This is a genomic window from Pseudomonas sp. ES3-33, from assembly GCF_000952175.1.
GTDB classification, from domain to species: domain Bacteria; phylum Pseudomonadota; class Gammaproteobacteria; order Pseudomonadales; family Pseudomonadaceae; genus Aquipseudomonas; species Aquipseudomonas gregormendelii.
Window position 1 is genome coordinate 1 of sequence record NZ_JZRI01000128.1, and the last position, 17,017, is coordinate 17,017.

At 51.6% G+C, this 17,017-nt stretch carries 14 protein-coding genes; 7 read left to right on the forward strand and 7 right to left on the reverse strand.

Annotated features, from left to right (window positions below; translation table 11 throughout):
• The first annotated feature begins 109 nt into the window (after positions 1–109).
• The 3 genes from UB23_RS21775 (at position 110) to UB23_RS21785 (ending at position 3,182) form a co-directional block, all read left to right on the forward strand.
• Positions 110–466, forward strand: a complete 357-nt coding sequence (locus tag UB23_RS21775; RefSeq protein WP_045061355.1) for a hypothetical protein — start codon at positions 110–112, stop codon at positions 464–466.
• A gap of 375 nt (positions 467–841) precedes the next feature.
• Positions 842–1,144, forward strand: a complete 303-nt coding sequence (locus UB23_RS21780; protein ID WP_045061356.1) for a hypothetical protein — start codon at positions 842–844, stop codon at positions 1,142–1,144.
• Between the two features lie 712 nt (positions 1,145–1,856).
• A complete protein-coding gene (locus UB23_RS21785) occupies positions 1,857–3,182 on the forward strand; it encodes an OprD family porin (RefSeq protein ID WP_045061357.1) in 1,326 nt (441 codons plus the stop codon).
• 377 nt (positions 3,183–3,559) lie between these two features.
• Here UB23_RS21785 and UB23_RS21790 read toward each other — a convergent pair whose 3' ends face one another.
• The 5 genes from UB23_RS21790 to UB23_RS21810 all read right to left on the reverse strand — a co-directional run bounded on the left by UB23_RS21790 (position 3,560) and on the right by UB23_RS21810 (position 10,180).
• On the reverse strand, positions 3,560–3,892 hold the full coding sequence (locus UB23_RS21790) for a DUF2790 domain-containing protein (protein ID WP_017341680.1): 333 nt from the start codon (positions 3,890–3,892) through the stop codon (positions 3,560–3,562).
• A gap of 142 nt (positions 3,893–4,034) precedes the next feature.
• A complete protein-coding gene (locus tag UB23_RS21795) occupies positions 4,035–4,232 on the reverse strand; it encodes a co-regulatory protein PtrA N-terminal domain-containing protein (protein ID WP_017341679.1) in 198 nt (65 codons plus the stop codon).
• 143 nt (positions 4,233–4,375) lie between these two features.
• Positions 4,376–7,549, reverse strand: coding sequence for a CusA/CzcA family heavy metal efflux RND transporter (locus tag UB23_RS21800; protein ID WP_045061358.1), 3,174 nt, complete (start codon positions 7,547–7,549; stop codon positions 4,376–4,378).
• A gap of 26 nt (positions 7,550–7,575) precedes the next feature.
• Positions 7,576–8,805: an efflux RND transporter periplasmic adaptor subunit gene (locus UB23_RS21805; protein WP_045061359.1), complete on the reverse strand. Its 1,230-nt coding sequence runs from the start codon at positions 8,803–8,805 to the stop codon at positions 7,576–7,578.
• Between the two features lie 88 nt (positions 8,806–8,893).
• Positions 8,894–10,180: a TolC family protein gene (locus UB23_RS21810; protein ID WP_152644308.1), complete on the reverse strand. Its 1,287-nt coding sequence runs from the start codon at positions 10,178–10,180 to the stop codon at positions 8,894–8,896.
• A gap of 365 nt (positions 10,181–10,545) precedes the next feature.
• Here UB23_RS21810 and UB23_RS21815 point away from each other — a divergent pair, with 365 nt between their 5' ends.
• The 4 genes from UB23_RS21815 to UB23_RS21830 all read left to right on the forward strand — a co-directional run bounded on the left by UB23_RS21815 (position 10,546) and on the right by UB23_RS21830 (position 15,241).
• Positions 10,546–11,220 carry a heavy metal response regulator transcription factor gene (locus UB23_RS21815; protein ID WP_045061360.1) on the forward strand — a complete coding sequence of 225 codons (675 nt, stop codon included), beginning with the start codon at positions 10,546–10,548 and terminating at the stop codon, positions 11,218–11,220.
• Entirely contained in the window at positions 11,217–12,644 is a 1,428-nt protein-coding gene (locus UB23_RS21820) for a heavy metal sensor histidine kinase (RefSeq protein WP_045061361.1), read from the forward strand. Before UB23_RS21815 ends, UB23_RS21820 begins: the two co-directional genes overlap by 4 nt.
• A 483-nt stretch (positions 12,645–13,127) precedes the next feature.
• Positions 13,128–13,802: a heavy metal response regulator transcription factor gene (locus tag UB23_RS21825; protein WP_045061362.1), complete on the forward strand. Its 675-nt coding sequence runs from the start codon at positions 13,128–13,130 to the stop codon at positions 13,800–13,802.
• Entirely contained in the window at positions 13,799–15,241 is a 1,443-nt protein-coding gene (locus UB23_RS21830; RefSeq protein ID WP_045061363.1) for a heavy metal sensor histidine kinase, read from the forward strand. Before UB23_RS21825 ends, UB23_RS21830 begins: the two co-directional genes overlap by 4 nt.
• Here UB23_RS21830 and UB23_RS28840 read toward each other — a convergent pair.
• Both UB23_RS28840 and UB23_RS21845 read right to left on the reverse strand, forming a co-directional pair.
• A protein-coding gene (locus UB23_RS28840) for an IS3 family transposase (protein WP_412548475.1) occupies positions 15,233–16,452 on the reverse strand; the annotation gives its coding sequence in 2 pieces (ribosomal slippage) (positions 15,233–16,107 and positions 16,107–16,452; 1,221 coding nt in all). The two genes, UB23_RS21830 and UB23_RS28840, sit on opposite strands and share 9 nt — an antisense overlap.
• 132 nt (positions 16,453–16,584) lie before the next feature.
• Positions 16,585–16,917, reverse strand: a complete 333-nt coding sequence (locus tag UB23_RS21845; protein ID WP_045061364.1) for a DUF2790 domain-containing protein — start codon at positions 16,915–16,917, stop codon at positions 16,585–16,587.
• Positions 16,918–17,017: the final 100 nt, after the last annotated feature.

Here is a 17,017-nt window from a genome sequence, read left to right on the forward strand (position 1 = left end):
GACGACAGGGACTTCAGACTAACAATGCAAACCTGCGTCGCTGCGCTCCGACTGCCTGGCCGGATGAGCGTGGAACGGGTGGCCGGATGTTGGTGGACTGGGTGGCCGGATGGCGTGGAATGCGCACTCTGTGGTTCTGCTTGCGATCCTGCACAATCAAATGCTGCAAACAGAGCGCCTGCTACACAGTTTCAATGTCATCTTCGATGATTTTAAGGACAAGATAAAAACCTATCCCCCAAAACTTCAGGGCTTGCTCAGGATCACCATCGACCAGGTCGACAAGCAGGGCCGAACGCTAACCAGGACCTTTCGCTTGCTGAAGGGGCTGTCCTTGCTGCCAATCGTCGGGGCCTTGCTGCTGGCCGCGATAAAATACTGGGATGGTTTCGTATGGCTATTGATGACCATCCTGTCGATCGTGTTTTCCGCGCTCAACGTAGCCCCGAACTTTCTCAGCCCGTAAAGGCTTTGCCTCATTTCTATGGAAAATTTTAAGGTGAAATAGGATTAGTAAGTTCAAACTGTTGAATAATGATCCACGCTGCCTACAATTGATCGAGGAAAAAATTTATGCTCGCAACAAACAGATGGCAGCTGAGCACGCAGCATCCTCAACGGAGCTGGAGCGTGCGGCGGTTTTCATAAAGGCTGCGCTTTGCAGGAAATCTGGCTTATCCCTCGGCCACGTCGTTTTCAATCGCTCAGTGATGAACGTTAAGAGATGAAAACCCACCATTTGAAACTCCTGAGGCCATCACAGTTGGCAGTCAGCAGGAGCTTGCCACGTAGTCTACGTAATGAAGGTCCCGCGTCTTACATTAGCGACGAGAAATCCCAGATGAGCGTTGAACTGAATGAGGAGGATATGCGCTTGGCGCTATTCGGCTCCCCAAAACAATCCGACCCCGTAGTACTCGCAAAGCCGCAGCCGAGTCCAACGTCCCGACTAAACTCTAAACCGCTATCACTGAAGCTGAGGGTGACACTGCACGTTACCAAGGACTTCGAAGGCGACGTGAGCGTGTTCATTTATGATGCGAACACGCTGAGTACTCTTATCGCGGAACAAGAGGCTAAAAAAGAAGCTAAAAAAAAGAAATTCAAATATTTCGATGTGGTCTCGGTCAAACCCATCCAGTAACTATCGTGTCGTTAAAGAGCGTGCTTCATTGCACTGCTCTTGCTCCCTATGCAATACCACTGACCAGCCAGTTGTTTTCTTGCAGACATTCGTTTGCATGTAACTTGACCAGTATGCGCCGTAATAGGGACTGGCTGATAAAGTCCAAAAGCAACAACTCCAGCAGTATTAAAAAATACTCGGTTTTTTGAACAAGCGGATGGGGAACTCCACAACACTACATCCGGAATATTTCCGCTATTGCTATCCCATTTTGGTTAGCGGCCACCGCCTTCCGGGTACAGCTATTACCGCATCCCAACTTGACCGCGGTCACTGCTTGAATCATATAAAGCTGTGTGATGGTCAGATTGGTCAGGTGAGCCAAAAATCTAAACGATCTCGGTTCGACTTCACTGTGACGATGCATCGAGAACTGATTTCAGCTCCTGAGCATGCGCACTTTCAGGTGTGGATTCGTGCTGCTGGTTAAGAGAATTCCTGAGAAAAGCCCTAGTAAAGGTAGAGCCACCCATCGGTTGGGGGCATGCCGCAAAAGTTAATTTTGAAAAAACAGGCGAACATTACAGAATTGTAATTTTTCAATCATCTCCCCGTTATCTTCAAATTGCAACGATACAAGTCGGCGACGATACGGGAGCAGAAACTGCTCCCGTAAACAATAATTCCAGCCGAAGAGCTTTCTAGTTCTGCCGAACCTAAGGAGTGATTAATGGATAACAATACGAAATTTTCGATGGCCGCTTTGGCGTTGGTTGTCAGTTCTGGGCCTTCTATAGTGTTTGCGGAGGAAAAGACTGGGGGGTTTATCGAAGACAGCAGCCTTACCGTGCTCAATCGAAATTTCTACTTCAATCGTGATCATCGTAACGGTCAATCAAGCCCCACGGGCAATGGCTACTCCGAAGCTTGGTCGCATGCGATTATCAGTAAGTTCGAATCCGGGTTTACCCAAGGCACTGTAGGCGTGGGCGTCGACGCTTTCGCGATGATCGGTTTGAAGCTTGATACGGGTGACGGTCGTAACGGCGGTCGTAGTTCATTCGATGTGCTACCTGTCAATGGCGACGGCGAAGCTCGAGATGAATACACGAAAGTCGGTGGCGCGGCAAAAGTTCGCGCTTTTGACACTGTGGTGAAAGTAGGTGATGTATTTCCCGCCAACCCTGTCGTGGCTTCTGGCGACTCAAGGCTTTTACCGGAAAGTTTCCGTGGTGTGACCGCTACCAATACCAGCATCGAAGGGCTGACAGTTCAGGGTGGTCGCCTGCATGCTATGAGTCAACCAGTCTCCAGCAATATGCGCGACAACTTCGCAACCTTCTATGCAGGCCCAGTTAACTCACCTTGGGTCGGCTATTTTGGTGGCGACTACAATGTGAATAAGAATATTATCGTTAGTCTTTACTCCAGTCGTCTCAAAGACGCCTGGAATCAATACTATGCTGGCACCGGGTTGAACTACTCCTTCTCTGATGAGCTTTCCGTATTCGGCGGTGTGAATTACTACAAGGCCGTTGACGAAGGGAAAAAACTGCTGGGCGAGTTCGACAACAATATTTGGAGCGCTAAGGTTGGCGTGAAGTATGGCGCACACTCACTTGCACTTTCTCACCAGCGAAATAATGGTAACGACGACTTCGACTATCTGCGTCAGTCGGATTCCATCTTTCTCGACAACTCAATCCAGTACAGCGACTTCAACTCGCCAAAAGAACGTTCATGGATGGTGCGTTACGACCTCGACATGAGCTCGTATGGTGTACCTGGCTTGTCGTTTATGACACGTTATGGTCGTGGCACCGACGCCGACTACTCCAACGCCAACGCCACATACATGCGGCGCGATGCGGATGGAAACCCGTTGACCGATCAGAAACGTTGGGAGCGCGACATCGAAGTAAAATACGTCGTTCAGACAGGCTCCTTGAAAGATATGTCCTTCCGCTTGCGACAAATGAACACCCGTGCAACCGCGTTTGAGTCTGATTTGGATGAAGTCCGTGTGATCGTTGAGTACCCACTAGCGATTCTGTAATACCTGAACGGGATAATTCGTTCTTCACGAATATCCCGTTTTCGCTAGAAAGATTTCAAAAATGTAATTTTTCAATCATCTTCATGTTAACTTGAATTGCTTATAGTGAGTGGGAGTTAATAGGAATCTAGCTAGCGCATCTGGTTGGAGTCCTATAGACAAGTAGCTAGTATGTGAAAATCTGAAACTCATCGCTGTTCAGTTAAAAGCTCCAAGCTCACCTTTAGAAGCTCCTTTGGAAAAAGGTGAATTTTTAAGACGTCCCTCGGGGCGTCTTTTTTATGACCGTTAAAACACGAGCATATAAAAAACGCCCGATACCTCTAAGTATTGAGGTTAATCGAGCGTTATAAATCCCTCTGACAGCAGCATAGCTGCTAGCCGCCTCGTTTACGACACTCTCCAGCCACAGTGTACCTAATTGTATTTAGCTGTCCTTTTGAATCTTCATAGGTCATTGCGGCGGGCACCACTGCGCAGACTTTTGCAGGCCGCACCACACTGATAACCTTCACAACATCCACCTTCATCCCGTACTCGTATTCTTTCGACACAGGGGCGCTTTTCCCCTGGCTAATTGCATACTGCTCCATGGCTTTAGCATTCGCCACCATCATCTTTTCAAAGGCTTTGTCTCCTCCCCCTTCCGCCAGTACGAGAGAGGATAACGTCAGAGCTCCAGCGAAAGTAATAATACTCATGAACTTCATATTTAGTACCTCATATATTAACTGTTACAAGGATATCAATTCGAACATTGCGATGGCGTGGCGGCTAGGTTACGAATGTGTAATAAAGCCGTAAAAAAAACCGCCGCCGGAAACCGGAAGCGGTTTTTTATACGCAGTACTACTACATTTTACCTGTCTCATCTTTAGCATCACTTGAAACCACGGGAACGCTCTTCCCTTCTCTAGCAACATATGCCTCCATTGCCACATCTCGCGCCGCCATCATTTTTTCGAAGGTTCTGTCCCCCCCACCTTCGGCTAAAGCAACTGAAGAAAGGATTAAAGCACCCGCAAGAGCGCAGATTTGAGCAATTTTCATACTGACACCTCATATAGTTAACGCTAGTAGGGTATCAATTCGAACCTATCAACACGGTGGCGCCAAGATTACAGATTCGTTATGTAGCTCACATAAAAAAGCCCACTATCGAATCTCGATAGTGGGCTTTTAAAACTAAAGAATTATACGGCTTCTATTTTATCGTCTTCGTCTTCGGCTTCTTCCTCGTCTCGGCGGTGCGCCCATTGATAAAGCGCAGGCAATATCAGCAGGGTCAACGCAGTTGAGGATAGGATGCCCCCGATCACCACGGTAGCCAGGGGTCTCTGGACCTCTGCCCCCGTTCCGGTGGCCAGTGCCATCGGAATAAAGCCAAGAGAGGCCACCAGAGCTGTCATCAACACTGGGCGCAAACGGGTAAGAGCCCCTTCATTGATTGCGGAACTCAACGAATGTCCTTCCTCCCGAAGATTGCGGATGAACGCAATCATCACCAGACCATTCAGCACCGCCACGCCCGACAACGCGATGAAACCAACACCTGCCGAGATCGACAGCGGGATGTCTCGGAGCCATAAAGCCATGACTCCCCCCGTCAATGCGAATGGAATACCGGTGAACACCAATAGGCCATCCTTGAGGTTGTTGAACATCATGAACAAGAGTGCGAACACCAAGAGCAGGGCCACCGGGACTACAATCTGTAGTCGCTTGGCAGCGGATTGGAGCTGCTCGAACTGTCCTCCCCAGTTGGTCCAGTAACCGGCCGGGATCTGCACTTCTTTATCAATGGCGCTACTGGCCTCCTGTACAAATGAGCCGATATCACGCCCACGCACGTTGGCGCTGACGATCACCAGACGTTTGCCGTTTTCACGACTGACCTGGTTAGGTCCCAACACTAGATCGAGGCTAGCCACCTCTGAAAGAGCAATAAACCCGATCTGATCGGCATTGGTGTTAAGCAGCGCCGGTACCGGGATTAGCAGTGTGGACAATCCCTCGAGATCCTTACGCATGGCGTCGGATAAACGCACCACCATGTCGAATCGGCGGTCTCCCTCATACATCGTACCGGCTTGACGACCACCGACCGCCACCGCAATGGTGTCTTGTACGTCGCCAACGTTCAGTCCGTAACGGGCGGCTTTGTCACGGTCGATGTTGATGGTCAGTACCGGCAGTCCCGACGTTTGCTCGACTTTGACCTCGGAGGCACCATTGATCTTCTGCATGGACGCGGCAATTTTTGCAGCGGTGCTGTTAAGCACCGCCATGTCATCACCGAAGACCTTGACCGCCACATCACTGCGCACGCCTGAAATCAGCTCGTTAAAACGCAATTGAATAGGCTGAGAAAGCTCATAGTTGCTTCCGGGCATTCCGGCTGTAGCTTTTTGGATATCAGCTACCAACGCCTCTCTGGATTTATTCGGATCAGGCCATTGATTCTTCGGCTTGAGCATCACGTAGCTGTCAGAGATGTTTGGTGGCATTGGGTCTGAGGCAATTTCTGCTGTACCAGTACGAGCAAACATCCGCTTGACCTCCGGTACCTTTGCTAACACAAGTCTTTCCAGACGTTGCTGCATTTCTACCGATTGCGTCAGGCTGGTACCTGGTACACGCAGTGCTTGTAACGCGAAATCCCCTTCACTGAGGCTCGGCACAAACTCGCTGCCCATTCGACTGGCGACCACACCGCACACCGCGATAACGGCTAGTGCTATGGCGAATGCCATTGATCGATGGCCCATGACCCATTCTAGCGCTGGCGCATACACCCGACGGGCGCCACGCATGATGATGTTCTCTTCTTCCTTGACCTTACCGGTGACGAACATCGCAATCGCCGCCGGGACAAAGGTCACCGACAACAGCATCGCGCCGAGCAAGGCAATCACCACAGTAAACGCCATCGGGTGAAACATTTTTCCTTCGACGCCGGTGAGGGCAAAAATCGGTAGGTACACGACCATGATGATCAACTGGCCGAAAATCAGCGGTCGGCGTGCTTCCTTGGCCGCCGCGAACACTTCGTGAAAGCGTTCGGAGCGGGTGAGGATGCGTCCGTGGTGTTGCTGTGCATGGGCCAGACGACGGATGGCGTTTTCGACAATGACCACCGCGCCATCAACGATGATGCCAAAGTCCAACGCTCCGAGGCTCATCAGGTTGGCGCTGACCTTGTTGGTGAACATGCCAGTGAATGTGAATAGCATCGCGAGCGGGATCACCATGGCAGTGATCAGAGCGGCGCGAATGTTGCCAAGGAACAGGAACAGAATCGCGATTACCAGAATCGCACCTTCAATCAAGTTCTTCTTAACGGTGGCAATCGCCTTGTCCACCAAATTGGTACGGTCATAGACGGTGACTGCCACCACCCCTTTTGGCAGTGAGCGGTTGATTTGCTCAAGCTTGCTGGCAACGGCCTGGGCCACGGTGCGGCTGTTCTCACCGATCAGCATGAACACTGTGCCGAGCACCACTTCACGACCGTTTTCGGTCGCGGCCCCCGTGCGCAATTCACGGCCGATGTCCACGGTTGCGACGTTCTTGACGCGGATGGGCGTACCGTCGACGTTGGCCATGACGATATTGGCGATATCGTCGGTGGTCGCTACTTGGCCGGGTGCGCGAATCAGTAACTGTTCGCCACTGTGTTCGATGTAACCGGCACCGACGTTAGCGTTGTTGCGCTCCAGCGCTGTAACAAGGTCAGTCAGCGTAAGCTTGTAAGCCGCCAAGCGTTTTGGATCAGGCGCAATCTGGTACTCCTTGGCGAACCCGCCAATGGTATTGATTTCGGCGACCCCGGGAACATTGCGCAGCTGAGGTTTTATGATCCAGTCTTGGATCACCCTCAGGTCGGTCGGCGTATAGGGGTTGCCGTCCTCCTTGACAGCACCTTCTTCAGCCTCGACCGTCCACAGGAAAATTTCACCCAGACCGGTTGAGATCGGCCCCATGACGGCTTCCACACCCTCGGGCAGTTGCTCCTTGGCCACCTGCAACCGTTCGTTGACCAATTGTCGGGCGAAGAACAGGTCAGTGCCTTCCTTGAAGATCACTGTGACTTGCGACAAACCCGAGCGTGACAGCGAGCGAGTTTGTTCTAGAGCCGGCAAACCAGCCATTGCAGTTTCGATGGGGAACGTGATGCGCTGCTCGGTTTCCAGTGGTGAAAAACCTGCTGCCCCTGTGTTGATTTGCACCTGGACGTTGGTGATATCGGGAACGGCGTCGATCGGCAGCTTCTGGTAGCTGGCTATACCGAGGCCGGCCATGAGGAGAACCGCGAGCAGCACGATGATGCGCTGCTCGATGGCAAATTGGATCAGGCGTTCGAACATGAGAACCTTCTCGTGGAAGTGGCGGATCAGTGGGCGTGTTCAGCCGAGGCTTTACCCAGTTCTGATTTCAGAATGAAACTGCCGGCAGCGGCGACTTGAACACCGGGCTCCAGGCCCTCCGTGATCTCGACCAGACCCGCCGAACGGCCACCTGTCTCCACTGGCTGAGCTTTAAACCCGTCGTCCGTTCGAACGAAAACAGTTTGCTTGTCCTCGACCGTCTGGATAGCCGCTTCTGGTACTGCGACCTTTGTTTGCCGAGTATCAGTGTCAACCTGCACGGTCACGAATAGCCCGGGACGCCATGCACCTTGTGGATTGGCCAAGGTCACGCGGACCGTGGCTGTACGAGTTTGCTCGCCCAACAAACTGCCGACATAGGCCACGGTTCCAGTGACTTCGGCATTCAGTTCCGGCGCACTGACCGTGACCGACTTGCCCACCAGTACCTTGTTTAAATCCTTTGGCGAGACACCAAAGGTCACCCACACACGCGACAAGTCGGAGAGGGTGAAGGCATTAGTGGTTTCGCTGACAACCTCACCGAGGCCCAAGTGTTTCTCAACGACAACCCCGTCAAACGGCGCACGCAATTCATATCGGTTACCCCCGCTGGTGACCGAGCTGCCACTGAGTACGCTGATTTTTTGTCGAGCATTGCTGAGGGCGATTTCGGCTTCTTGCAAAGCCTGGCGGGCTTGCAGGAAATCCTGTTCGGCAGAGATTTTGTCCTGCCATAACTGTCGCTCTCGCTCGTAGGTAGTACGGGCCAACTCAAGACGACGTTGCGCCGCGGCTTGTTCACTACGCTGATCAGAAATTTGTTGGCTGGCGATCACGGCCAGCAACTGGCCTTTTTTCACCGGTTGACCAAGATTGACATGGACCGACTCGACGACACCGGGTACGCGGGGCACCACATGCGCAGTGCGGTCTTCATCAAAACGGATTTCTCCAGGAAAGGGCAATGAAAGGCTAATACTCTGCGCCTTGGCTTCGACCAACTGGATGCCGGCTGAGCTGATCTGCTCTTCGCTCAGAGTCAAGTGACCTTCTTCCGCTTCGCCTTCGGCGTGTTCGCCCTCGGCCGATTTCTTGCCAGTAGTTTCATCGCCGTGATCGTCATGGCCTTTGCCCTCCTGAGCCTGAGCCTGAGCTTCGGCTGAGGGCACCGATGGGCTGCCCATCCACAACGAGCCGATGCCTATACCCACCGTCAAGGTCAGTGCAGTGACGAGAATTAGTTTTTTATCCATGGAAACTCCCTGCGCAGCCCAGTCGGCAGTCACGGATTACCGTGGTATTGCGATGCTGAGCAGCGGTAAAAAAAGCGTTATATGAAATTCACGGAGTACGAGTGAGAAGGGCGACATCTCCGAAAATTCGCTCGATGCGCACCCAGGCGTCTGTCGCCTCGGCGATAGCCTGGATGTATTGCGTGCGGGCGCTAATCAAGGTGCGCTGAGCATCGAGTACGTCGAGGAAGTTAAACTTGCCCATTTCGAAACCTCGGGTAGCGGTGTCGACGGCACTTTGCGCGGCAGGCAGGATGGTTTGATTGAACGACGCGACTTCAGTGTTAGCCGTCATCCACTGATCCAGGGTGGTCTGGATTTCTGTGCGCAGGCGTAACTCACTGGCGTTACGAAGGTCGCGGGCTTGATCGGTACGGCGGGCAGCGGCTAGTACGTTGCCCTGGTTACGGTTAAACAATGGGATGGGCATAGACAGCCCCACAACATTCACCCGCTCGCGCTCGCGCTCGTCGTATTGGCTCCCGATACTCACGGTGAGGTCGGGAATTCGCTGAGCCTTCTCCAGGCCAAGGGAGGCTTCCCGCTGATCTATTTGCAGTTTTGCCAATCGTAGCTCCGCGGTTTCACCTATGCGATTAAGCAGCAGTGACGAATCCGGTACGGTTGGCATCGACCGGCCTGGATCACCCACAGACACGAATGCAGGCAAAGGCGCGCCCATGACCTGAGCGAGTCGCTGGTAGGCACTGGCCTCATCCCGCTCAGCCCGCCTCAGCTCCAGACGCACTTCTGATAGCTGAACCTCTGCGCGAGTACCTTCAACGGGTGAGGATTTACCACTCTTGATGCGACCTTGAGCTACACGCAAACCGCGCTCGGCGAGCTCAAGTGATTGACGTGATAACAGCAGCCTTTGCTGAGCCGTCGAGGAGCTGTAAAACGCCTGAATGACATCGGCACGCAGAACATTGCGTTTGCGTTCCAATTCAATCCCGGCCGCGTCTTGAGCTCGACTGGCCACCTCGATCCTAGCCCCGCGCTTACCGCCAAGCTCGATCGGCTGGTTGATCATTACCGTCGTAGTGCGCGAGTTTCGCCGAGTATCTTCAGCCTCCCAGGAAACCTCAGGGTTAGGGATCAACCCTGCCTGCTGTCGCTCTCCCTGAGCAATACCAGTCTCCCATTGAGCGGCCGCCAGATCAGGGTTATTGGCAAAAGCAGTTTCAAGCGCCTGATCCATTGTGAGCATTTGAGCGGTCGCCGCAAACAAAGGACTAGTAAAAAGCGCAAGGATCGAAATGAGACCTGCTCTTAGCATGGTCTTATGCGTGATTGGGTGAGCAATAAACTTTCTACACCGAAGTAATTCCATCATTCCTTAAACCTTTAAAACAAAAAGAATTTCCCATGAGGCAAATGTAATTCTCCGCACCTATCAACAAGGTGACTGAAAAATTACAAATACGTTATCCAGCGGAAAAACCTCAATTAATGCATTAGGATGAAGTCAATAAGTGCTCGCGCCAAGAAACAACCCGAAACAAAAAAGGGGCGCCGAACCTAATACTTTGGGAGGTAAAGGAAACATGACGAACCTTGCAAAGCTTTAAAAAGACCATATTGCGAATAAAATTAAAGATGTAGCCAGAATCGAAACGTTTATACAGATTAATAATGCCCTTAAACCATGTTTAACGAGCATCAAATCATTCCGATACATTTACCAGAGGGTGAAATCCTATGCGAATCCTTGTGATAGAGGACGAGCTGAAGACTGCTGAGTACTTACATCAAGGCCTGACTGAAAGTGGCTATATTGTAGACTGCGCATCGACCGGGGCTGATGGACTCCATCTAGCACGTCAGCAAGCTTATGATCTGGTAATACTAGACGTAAATCTACCTGAAATTGACGGTTGGGACGTTCTTGAAAATATTCGGCAGACTAGTAGCACTCGGGTAATGATGCTGACTGCAAGAGGGCGTCTGGCAGACAAAATCAAAGGATTGGATTTGGGAGCCGATGATTACCTGGTCAAGCCATTTGAATTCCCTGAGTTGCTTGCAAGAGTACGCACTTTAATGCGTCGCAGCGAACATATTCCAGTTCCGGAGGTATTAAAAGTCGCTGACCTTGAACTTGATCAAGGCAGACATCGCGCATTCCGCGGAAAGCAACGCATAGATCTGACGACAAAGGAGTTCGCGCTGCTTCATCTGTTGATGCGTCAATCAGGAGAGGTGTTATCTCGCACTCAAATTATCTCTTTAGTGTGGGATATGAACTTTGACTGCGACACAAACGTTGTCGAAGTTTCGATACGAAGATTGAGAGCAAAAATAGATGATCCATTTGAAACAAAATTAATACATACCCTTCGTGGCGTAGGCTATGTATTGGAGGCGAGGAAATGAAACCGGTCAGCCTATCGATGCGGCTGGGGTTGACAGTTAGCATTATGGGAGCGGTACTAGTAGTGCTTTTAGCGATACTAGCTTTTTTAGCGCTTACTCACGAACTTGATTCGCGCGCAAAAAATAGCTTAGAGAAGAAGATGAGTCAGATTGAGCACAGTCTACTGATGGATATTAGTACCCGCGACATGAGTTTAAAACCACACGTGCTATTAGATCAAGTGCTGGGACACGACAATCTTAACCTGACCATCTTTGATGATGACAACATGAGTGAACCTCTGCTGAGTTTTGGAGCAGATATACCTGAAGTATCTACGAATCAAGCCGGAACAGCCGCCAGTAATAAGCTGTCGTACTATTCCCCAGCCGAAGAGTCCGGAATCCACATCCTCACCGCCTCTAAGCTCATGAAATTAAAGGATGGTGAGTTCGTATCGGTCCTACTGTCTATTGATCGCTCGAATGATGAAACGCTATTGAGCGCCTACCTGAGTTCGACCATTGTAGCGGTTCCACTGTTGCTGATTCTGATTGGTATCAGCGCCTGGGCTATTGTGCAACGTGGCTTATCCCCCCTTCGGGAATTCCGGAAAGTTGCAGCAATGGTGTCGGCCCAGGATTTAAGTCATCGACTCTCAGTTGTCAAGATGCCCCAAGAACTCAGTGAGCTTGCTCACGGTATAAACTTCATGCTGCACCGTCTTGACGGCGGAGTTCAACAACTATCGCAATTCTCTGATGACTTGGCGCATGAGCTGCGGTCACCGATTACGAACCTTATGGGGAAAGCTCAGGTAACACTTTCTCGAGAACGCCCGGCAAAAGAGTACAAGGCTGTTTTAGAGTCATGCACCGAGGAACTAGGACGAGTCACCAGAATTGTTTCAGACATGCTTTTCTTGGCCCAAGTTAGTCATCCGGCCGCACTCGTGCCGTTTGAAAGCATTTTACTAGAGGATGAAGCCCTAAAAGTCATCGACCTTTTTTCGCTATCGGCTGAGGAAAAGAGCGTTGGTATAACTGTCAGCGGATGGGGTAAAGTTTTAGGTGATCGGCTCATGATTCAACGGGCTATTTCCAATCTTTTATCAAATGCCATTCGTCACTGCCCAGCAGGGCAGTCCATTGCTATAGCGATTGAAACGCAATCTGAAAAAGTCTCCCTATCAATAAGCAATCCTGGGGTAGGAATTGAGCACCAGCACTTGTTTCACATTTTCGATCGCTTCTATCGTGTGGATAACAGTCGCTCACGAGCTGAAGGTGGTACTGGATTAGGGTTGGCCATTGTCCGATCCATCATGAGCCTGCACCAGGGAATGGCAGAGGTCCAAAGTATGCCGGGCCATCTGACAGTTTTTCAACTTACATTTCCAAAATATAATGCACAAAGCAACTTAAAAGCCCAAAAACAAAAGTAGTGATTTTAGTAAAGCCGTAACTAAAATCACGATAAACAATAGTCCAAAAACGCGAATCCGAAAATGCATAGAGCATAGATAGCGCGGGGTACTTAAAAATCGCAAAGCGAGATCAACTCCCCTTGGTACATCCTGCCAGTCTCCCCAAAAAATGCGTGCAGCATTAAATTGACTATCTGCGCCGTAACACTTCGAAACGATTCCCCATAGATATCAGCCGAGCGGAGCTTGGCTTCTGGCTGAAATAAATGTACGGGAGTCGCGCATTAACATGCCTGCGACATATAGTCGCAAATACTTTTATCGTAAAATGTCCTCCTCCTGTTGACCCTGTAGCAGCTTCAGGCTTGATACTGATCACTTGAGCAATGCGCGGTTTTGAGATTTTTATGATCGAATAGTTCTACATCATTTCTTAGTCGGGCACTTAAATAAACTTCGAAATTTTATTATTCAATTCATATTACATAGGGCGGCACTACCATGCGAATGCTTGTAGTTGAGGATGAGCTTAAAACTGCCGAATACCTGCATCAGGGTTTGACTGAAAGCGGCTATATAGTAGACCGCGCGGCGAATGGTACGGATGGACTTCACCTTGCGCGTCAACAAACCTACGACTTGGTAATACTTGACGTCGATCTACCACAACTTGATGGCTGGGGTGTGCTCGAGCGACTGCGCCAAAGCAGTAACACCCGGGTCATGATGCTAACCGCTCGCGGGCGCCTGGCGGACAAGATCCGCGGCCTGGACCTGGGTGCCGATGACTATCTGGTCAAGCCATTCGAATTTCCGGAACTGTTGGCCCGGGTACGAACTTTAATGCGTCGCAGCGAACAAGTTTCCGTCCCTGAGGTCTTGAAAGTCGCCGATCTGGAACTCGACCAGGGCCGCCATAGGGCCTTCCGGGGCGAGCAGCGTATCGACCTGACGACCAAGGAATTTGCTTTGCTGCACCTTTTGATGCGCCAGTCGGGTGAGGTGCTTTCCCGCACTCAGATCATTTCATTGGTCTGGGACATGAACTTCGACTGCGACACCAATGTGGTCGAGGTTTCAATCCGCCGCCTGAGGGCCAAGATTGATGATCCTTTTGACAAGAAGCTAATCCATACCCTGCGCGGCGTTGGCTATGTACTGGAGGCCCGGGAATGAAGTCGGCAAGCCTGTCGATGCGGCTGGGTTTGGCGGTGAGTATCATGGGCGCATTGTTGGTGTTATTTCTGGCGGTTCTTGCGTTCCTCGCGCTAACGCATGAGTTAGATAAACTGTCAAAAGACAACTTGAGCGAGAAAATGCGGCAAATCGAGCACAGTCTTTCGCTGTATGAAAAACCTGTCGACATCAACATTAAACCGCACGTTTTGCTGGATCAGGTGATGGGGCATGACCACCTCAACCTTACCATTTATGACCTGATAAATATGAGGACGCCGCTCTTGAAGTCAGGCTTTGGCTTGACGGACCCCAGGGCGGAGTTGAAGGCGGCAGGGGCTGCCACCGACAAGGTGTCGTACTCCCGAAGCACCGATGATCAGGGCCGGCACTTCCTGACTGCATCCAGACTGATCCGCTTGCCGAACGGTACGAATGTCGCCGTATTGCTGTCGCTTGATTGCGCCAACGATGAAGCGCTGCTCAGCACATATCTAAGCTCGACGATCATGGCCTTGCCGTTGCTGCTGCTACTTATCGGCCTCAGTGCCTGGGCAGTGGTAAAACGGGGGCTCGCGCCGCTGCGGGAGTTTCGCAAGGTGGCCGCCATGATCTCTGCTCAGGACCTCAGCCATCGACTCTCGGTGGTCAAGATGCCGCAGGAGCTCAGCGAACTGGCCCATGGCATCAACTTCATGCTGCACCGACTAGACAGCGATGTTCAGCAGTTGTCGCAGTTCTCCGATGACTTGGCCCACGAACTACGAGCACCCATTTCCAACCTGATGGGCAAAGCCCAGGTGACGTTGTCCCGGGAGAGGCCGGCCGAGGAGTACAAAGCGGTTTTGGAGTCCTCCACCGAAGAGCTTGGGCGCGTAGCCCGGATTGTCTCGGACATGCTTTTCCTGGCACAGGTCAGTCATCCCGCTGCGCTGGTCCCGTTTGAGACCATTGCTCTGGAGGATGAAGCCTTGAAGGTCATCAATCTGTTTTCACTGTCGGCGGAAGATAAACAGATCAGCGTGAGCGTTACTGGCAGGGGGTCGACCATTGGTGATCGGTTGATGATTCAGCGGGCAATTTCCAACCTGATGTCCAATGCAATCCGCCATTGCCCAGTAGGCCAAGCCATCACAATCACCATCGAAGTCCATGCCACAGAAGTCTCGCTACATGTAGCCAACCGAGGCGCAGGTATTGAACCTCAACACCTACCGCACTTATTCGATCGCTTTTATCGAGTTGACACTCATCATTCGCGCGCTGGAGGAAGTACCGGGCTTGGTTTAGCCATTGTGAAATCAATCATGAGTTTGCATCAGGGAGTCGCAGAAGTTAATAGCCGCCCGGGTAAGATCACGACCTTCAAGCTGGGTTTTCCAAACATCCATGGTGGACTTGCCCCTATAAAACCGGACACCAACTCCCCGTTAAATTGATGTTCCCGCTAAGCGCCTGAACTCCCTCGGTGAACGATATTTCAAGGCGCTGTGCGGATGCTGCTCGTTGTAATGCTCGAAGGCAATTGCCAGGTTGCGCAGCGCCGTTTCTCGATCCGACTTGGGCATGTGCGCCACATAATCACGTTTGAGCGTCTTCACGAAGCTCTCGGCCATGCCGTTGCTCTGCGGGCTGCGAACTGGGGTGGTCACCGGCTGCAAACCGATCTGTCGAGCAAACAGGCGTGTCTGTTCGGCGGTGTACGCCGAGCCGTTGTCGCTTAGCCATTGCACCGGCGTAGCGGGCAGTTGATCACCAAAGCGCTTCTCCACGCTTTCCAGCATCAAGTCGCGGATATCATCGCCGCTGTACCCGGTCGGGCTCGCGACCCAGCCGATGGCTTCGCGATCACAGCAATCGAGGGCGAAGGTCACGCTCAGTTTGGCACCGTCCTCGCAACGGAACTCAAAGCCGTCCGAGCACCAACGCGTATCACTGGTTTCCACTGCAATACGGCCTTCGTGCCGACGCGGCACGCCGGGCTGTTTGATCCGGCGTTCAAGCAAAAGGTTGTGGTCACGCATCACCCGGTAAATCCGTTTCACGTTGACCGCCGGCAGCGACCGCTTTTCACGTGCACGACGCAGCAGTCCCCAGACGCGACGGTATCCATAACTGGGCAGTTCGCTGACCTCTTGCTGGATTTCAGCGACCAGTTCTACATCGTTCACAGGCCTGCTTCGCCGCACTTTGGGCGATACCGATTGCTTGATTCGAACCGTTAATTGCGAGCGCGCCACACCGAGACATTCGCTGACCAGCTTCACTGGTCGTCCCCCGGCAACAAGGGTGAGTGCGCAATCCATTTTCGCGACCGGGCGATCTCCACGGCCTCTTTGAGGATTTCGGCTTCCATCGTTTTCTTGCCCAGCATCCGTTGCAGTTCACGGATCTGCTTGAGCGCATCGCTTAGCTCGGAGGCAGGCACCACGGCTTCGCCAGCACTGACCGCCGACAGGCTGCCGTCCTGATACAGCTTGCGCCACAAGAACAACTGATTGGCATTGATGCCGTTGCGCCGAGCGACGACCGACACACTTTGTCCTGGCTCAAGGCTCTCGCGAACCATGGCCAGCTTTTGCTCTGGACTCCAGCGGCGCCGCCGCTCCTGGCCCAAAAGCTCCCCACTCTTGTCGTTGCTATTAGTCATAAACATAACCGTTTGCCTATCCCTTATCGTAAGGGGGAAACGGTGTCCTGTCTTTCATGGGGCTCGTTCACATGGACACACCAACTGGTGATACCAACCATTGAAAAAACAGCCCTTATTCACGTCATTCGTTCATTCGTGCGTGTTACGACACACACCAATAATTTGGTATTCAATAGTGTGAAGCTTTCCAGCTGAGTCCTCATAGGTCATTCGAAAAGGTACAATGTTGCAAGAGCGAATTGGTGGGGTCATACTCACCACTTTTGCGATATCAAACTTCATTCTATAGTGATATTTCTGAATTTCCGGAGCGGTCTTGCCTTTTTGCGCAGCGTAGGCGGCCATTGCTTTCTGATTTGCTTCCATGGCGTTGACAACGTTGCGATCACCACGGCTTTCAGCGAATTCTATCGAAGGCAATGATTGCGTCAGTGCAACAATACTTAGTTTTAACAGACTCATAGCAGAGTCTCTTTGAAGTAGTTACAAAGCTGTTAAACTTAAGTACGTTAACGAGGTAAATCTTTATTAATTGTCTAATGACTGTCTCTTATACACATCT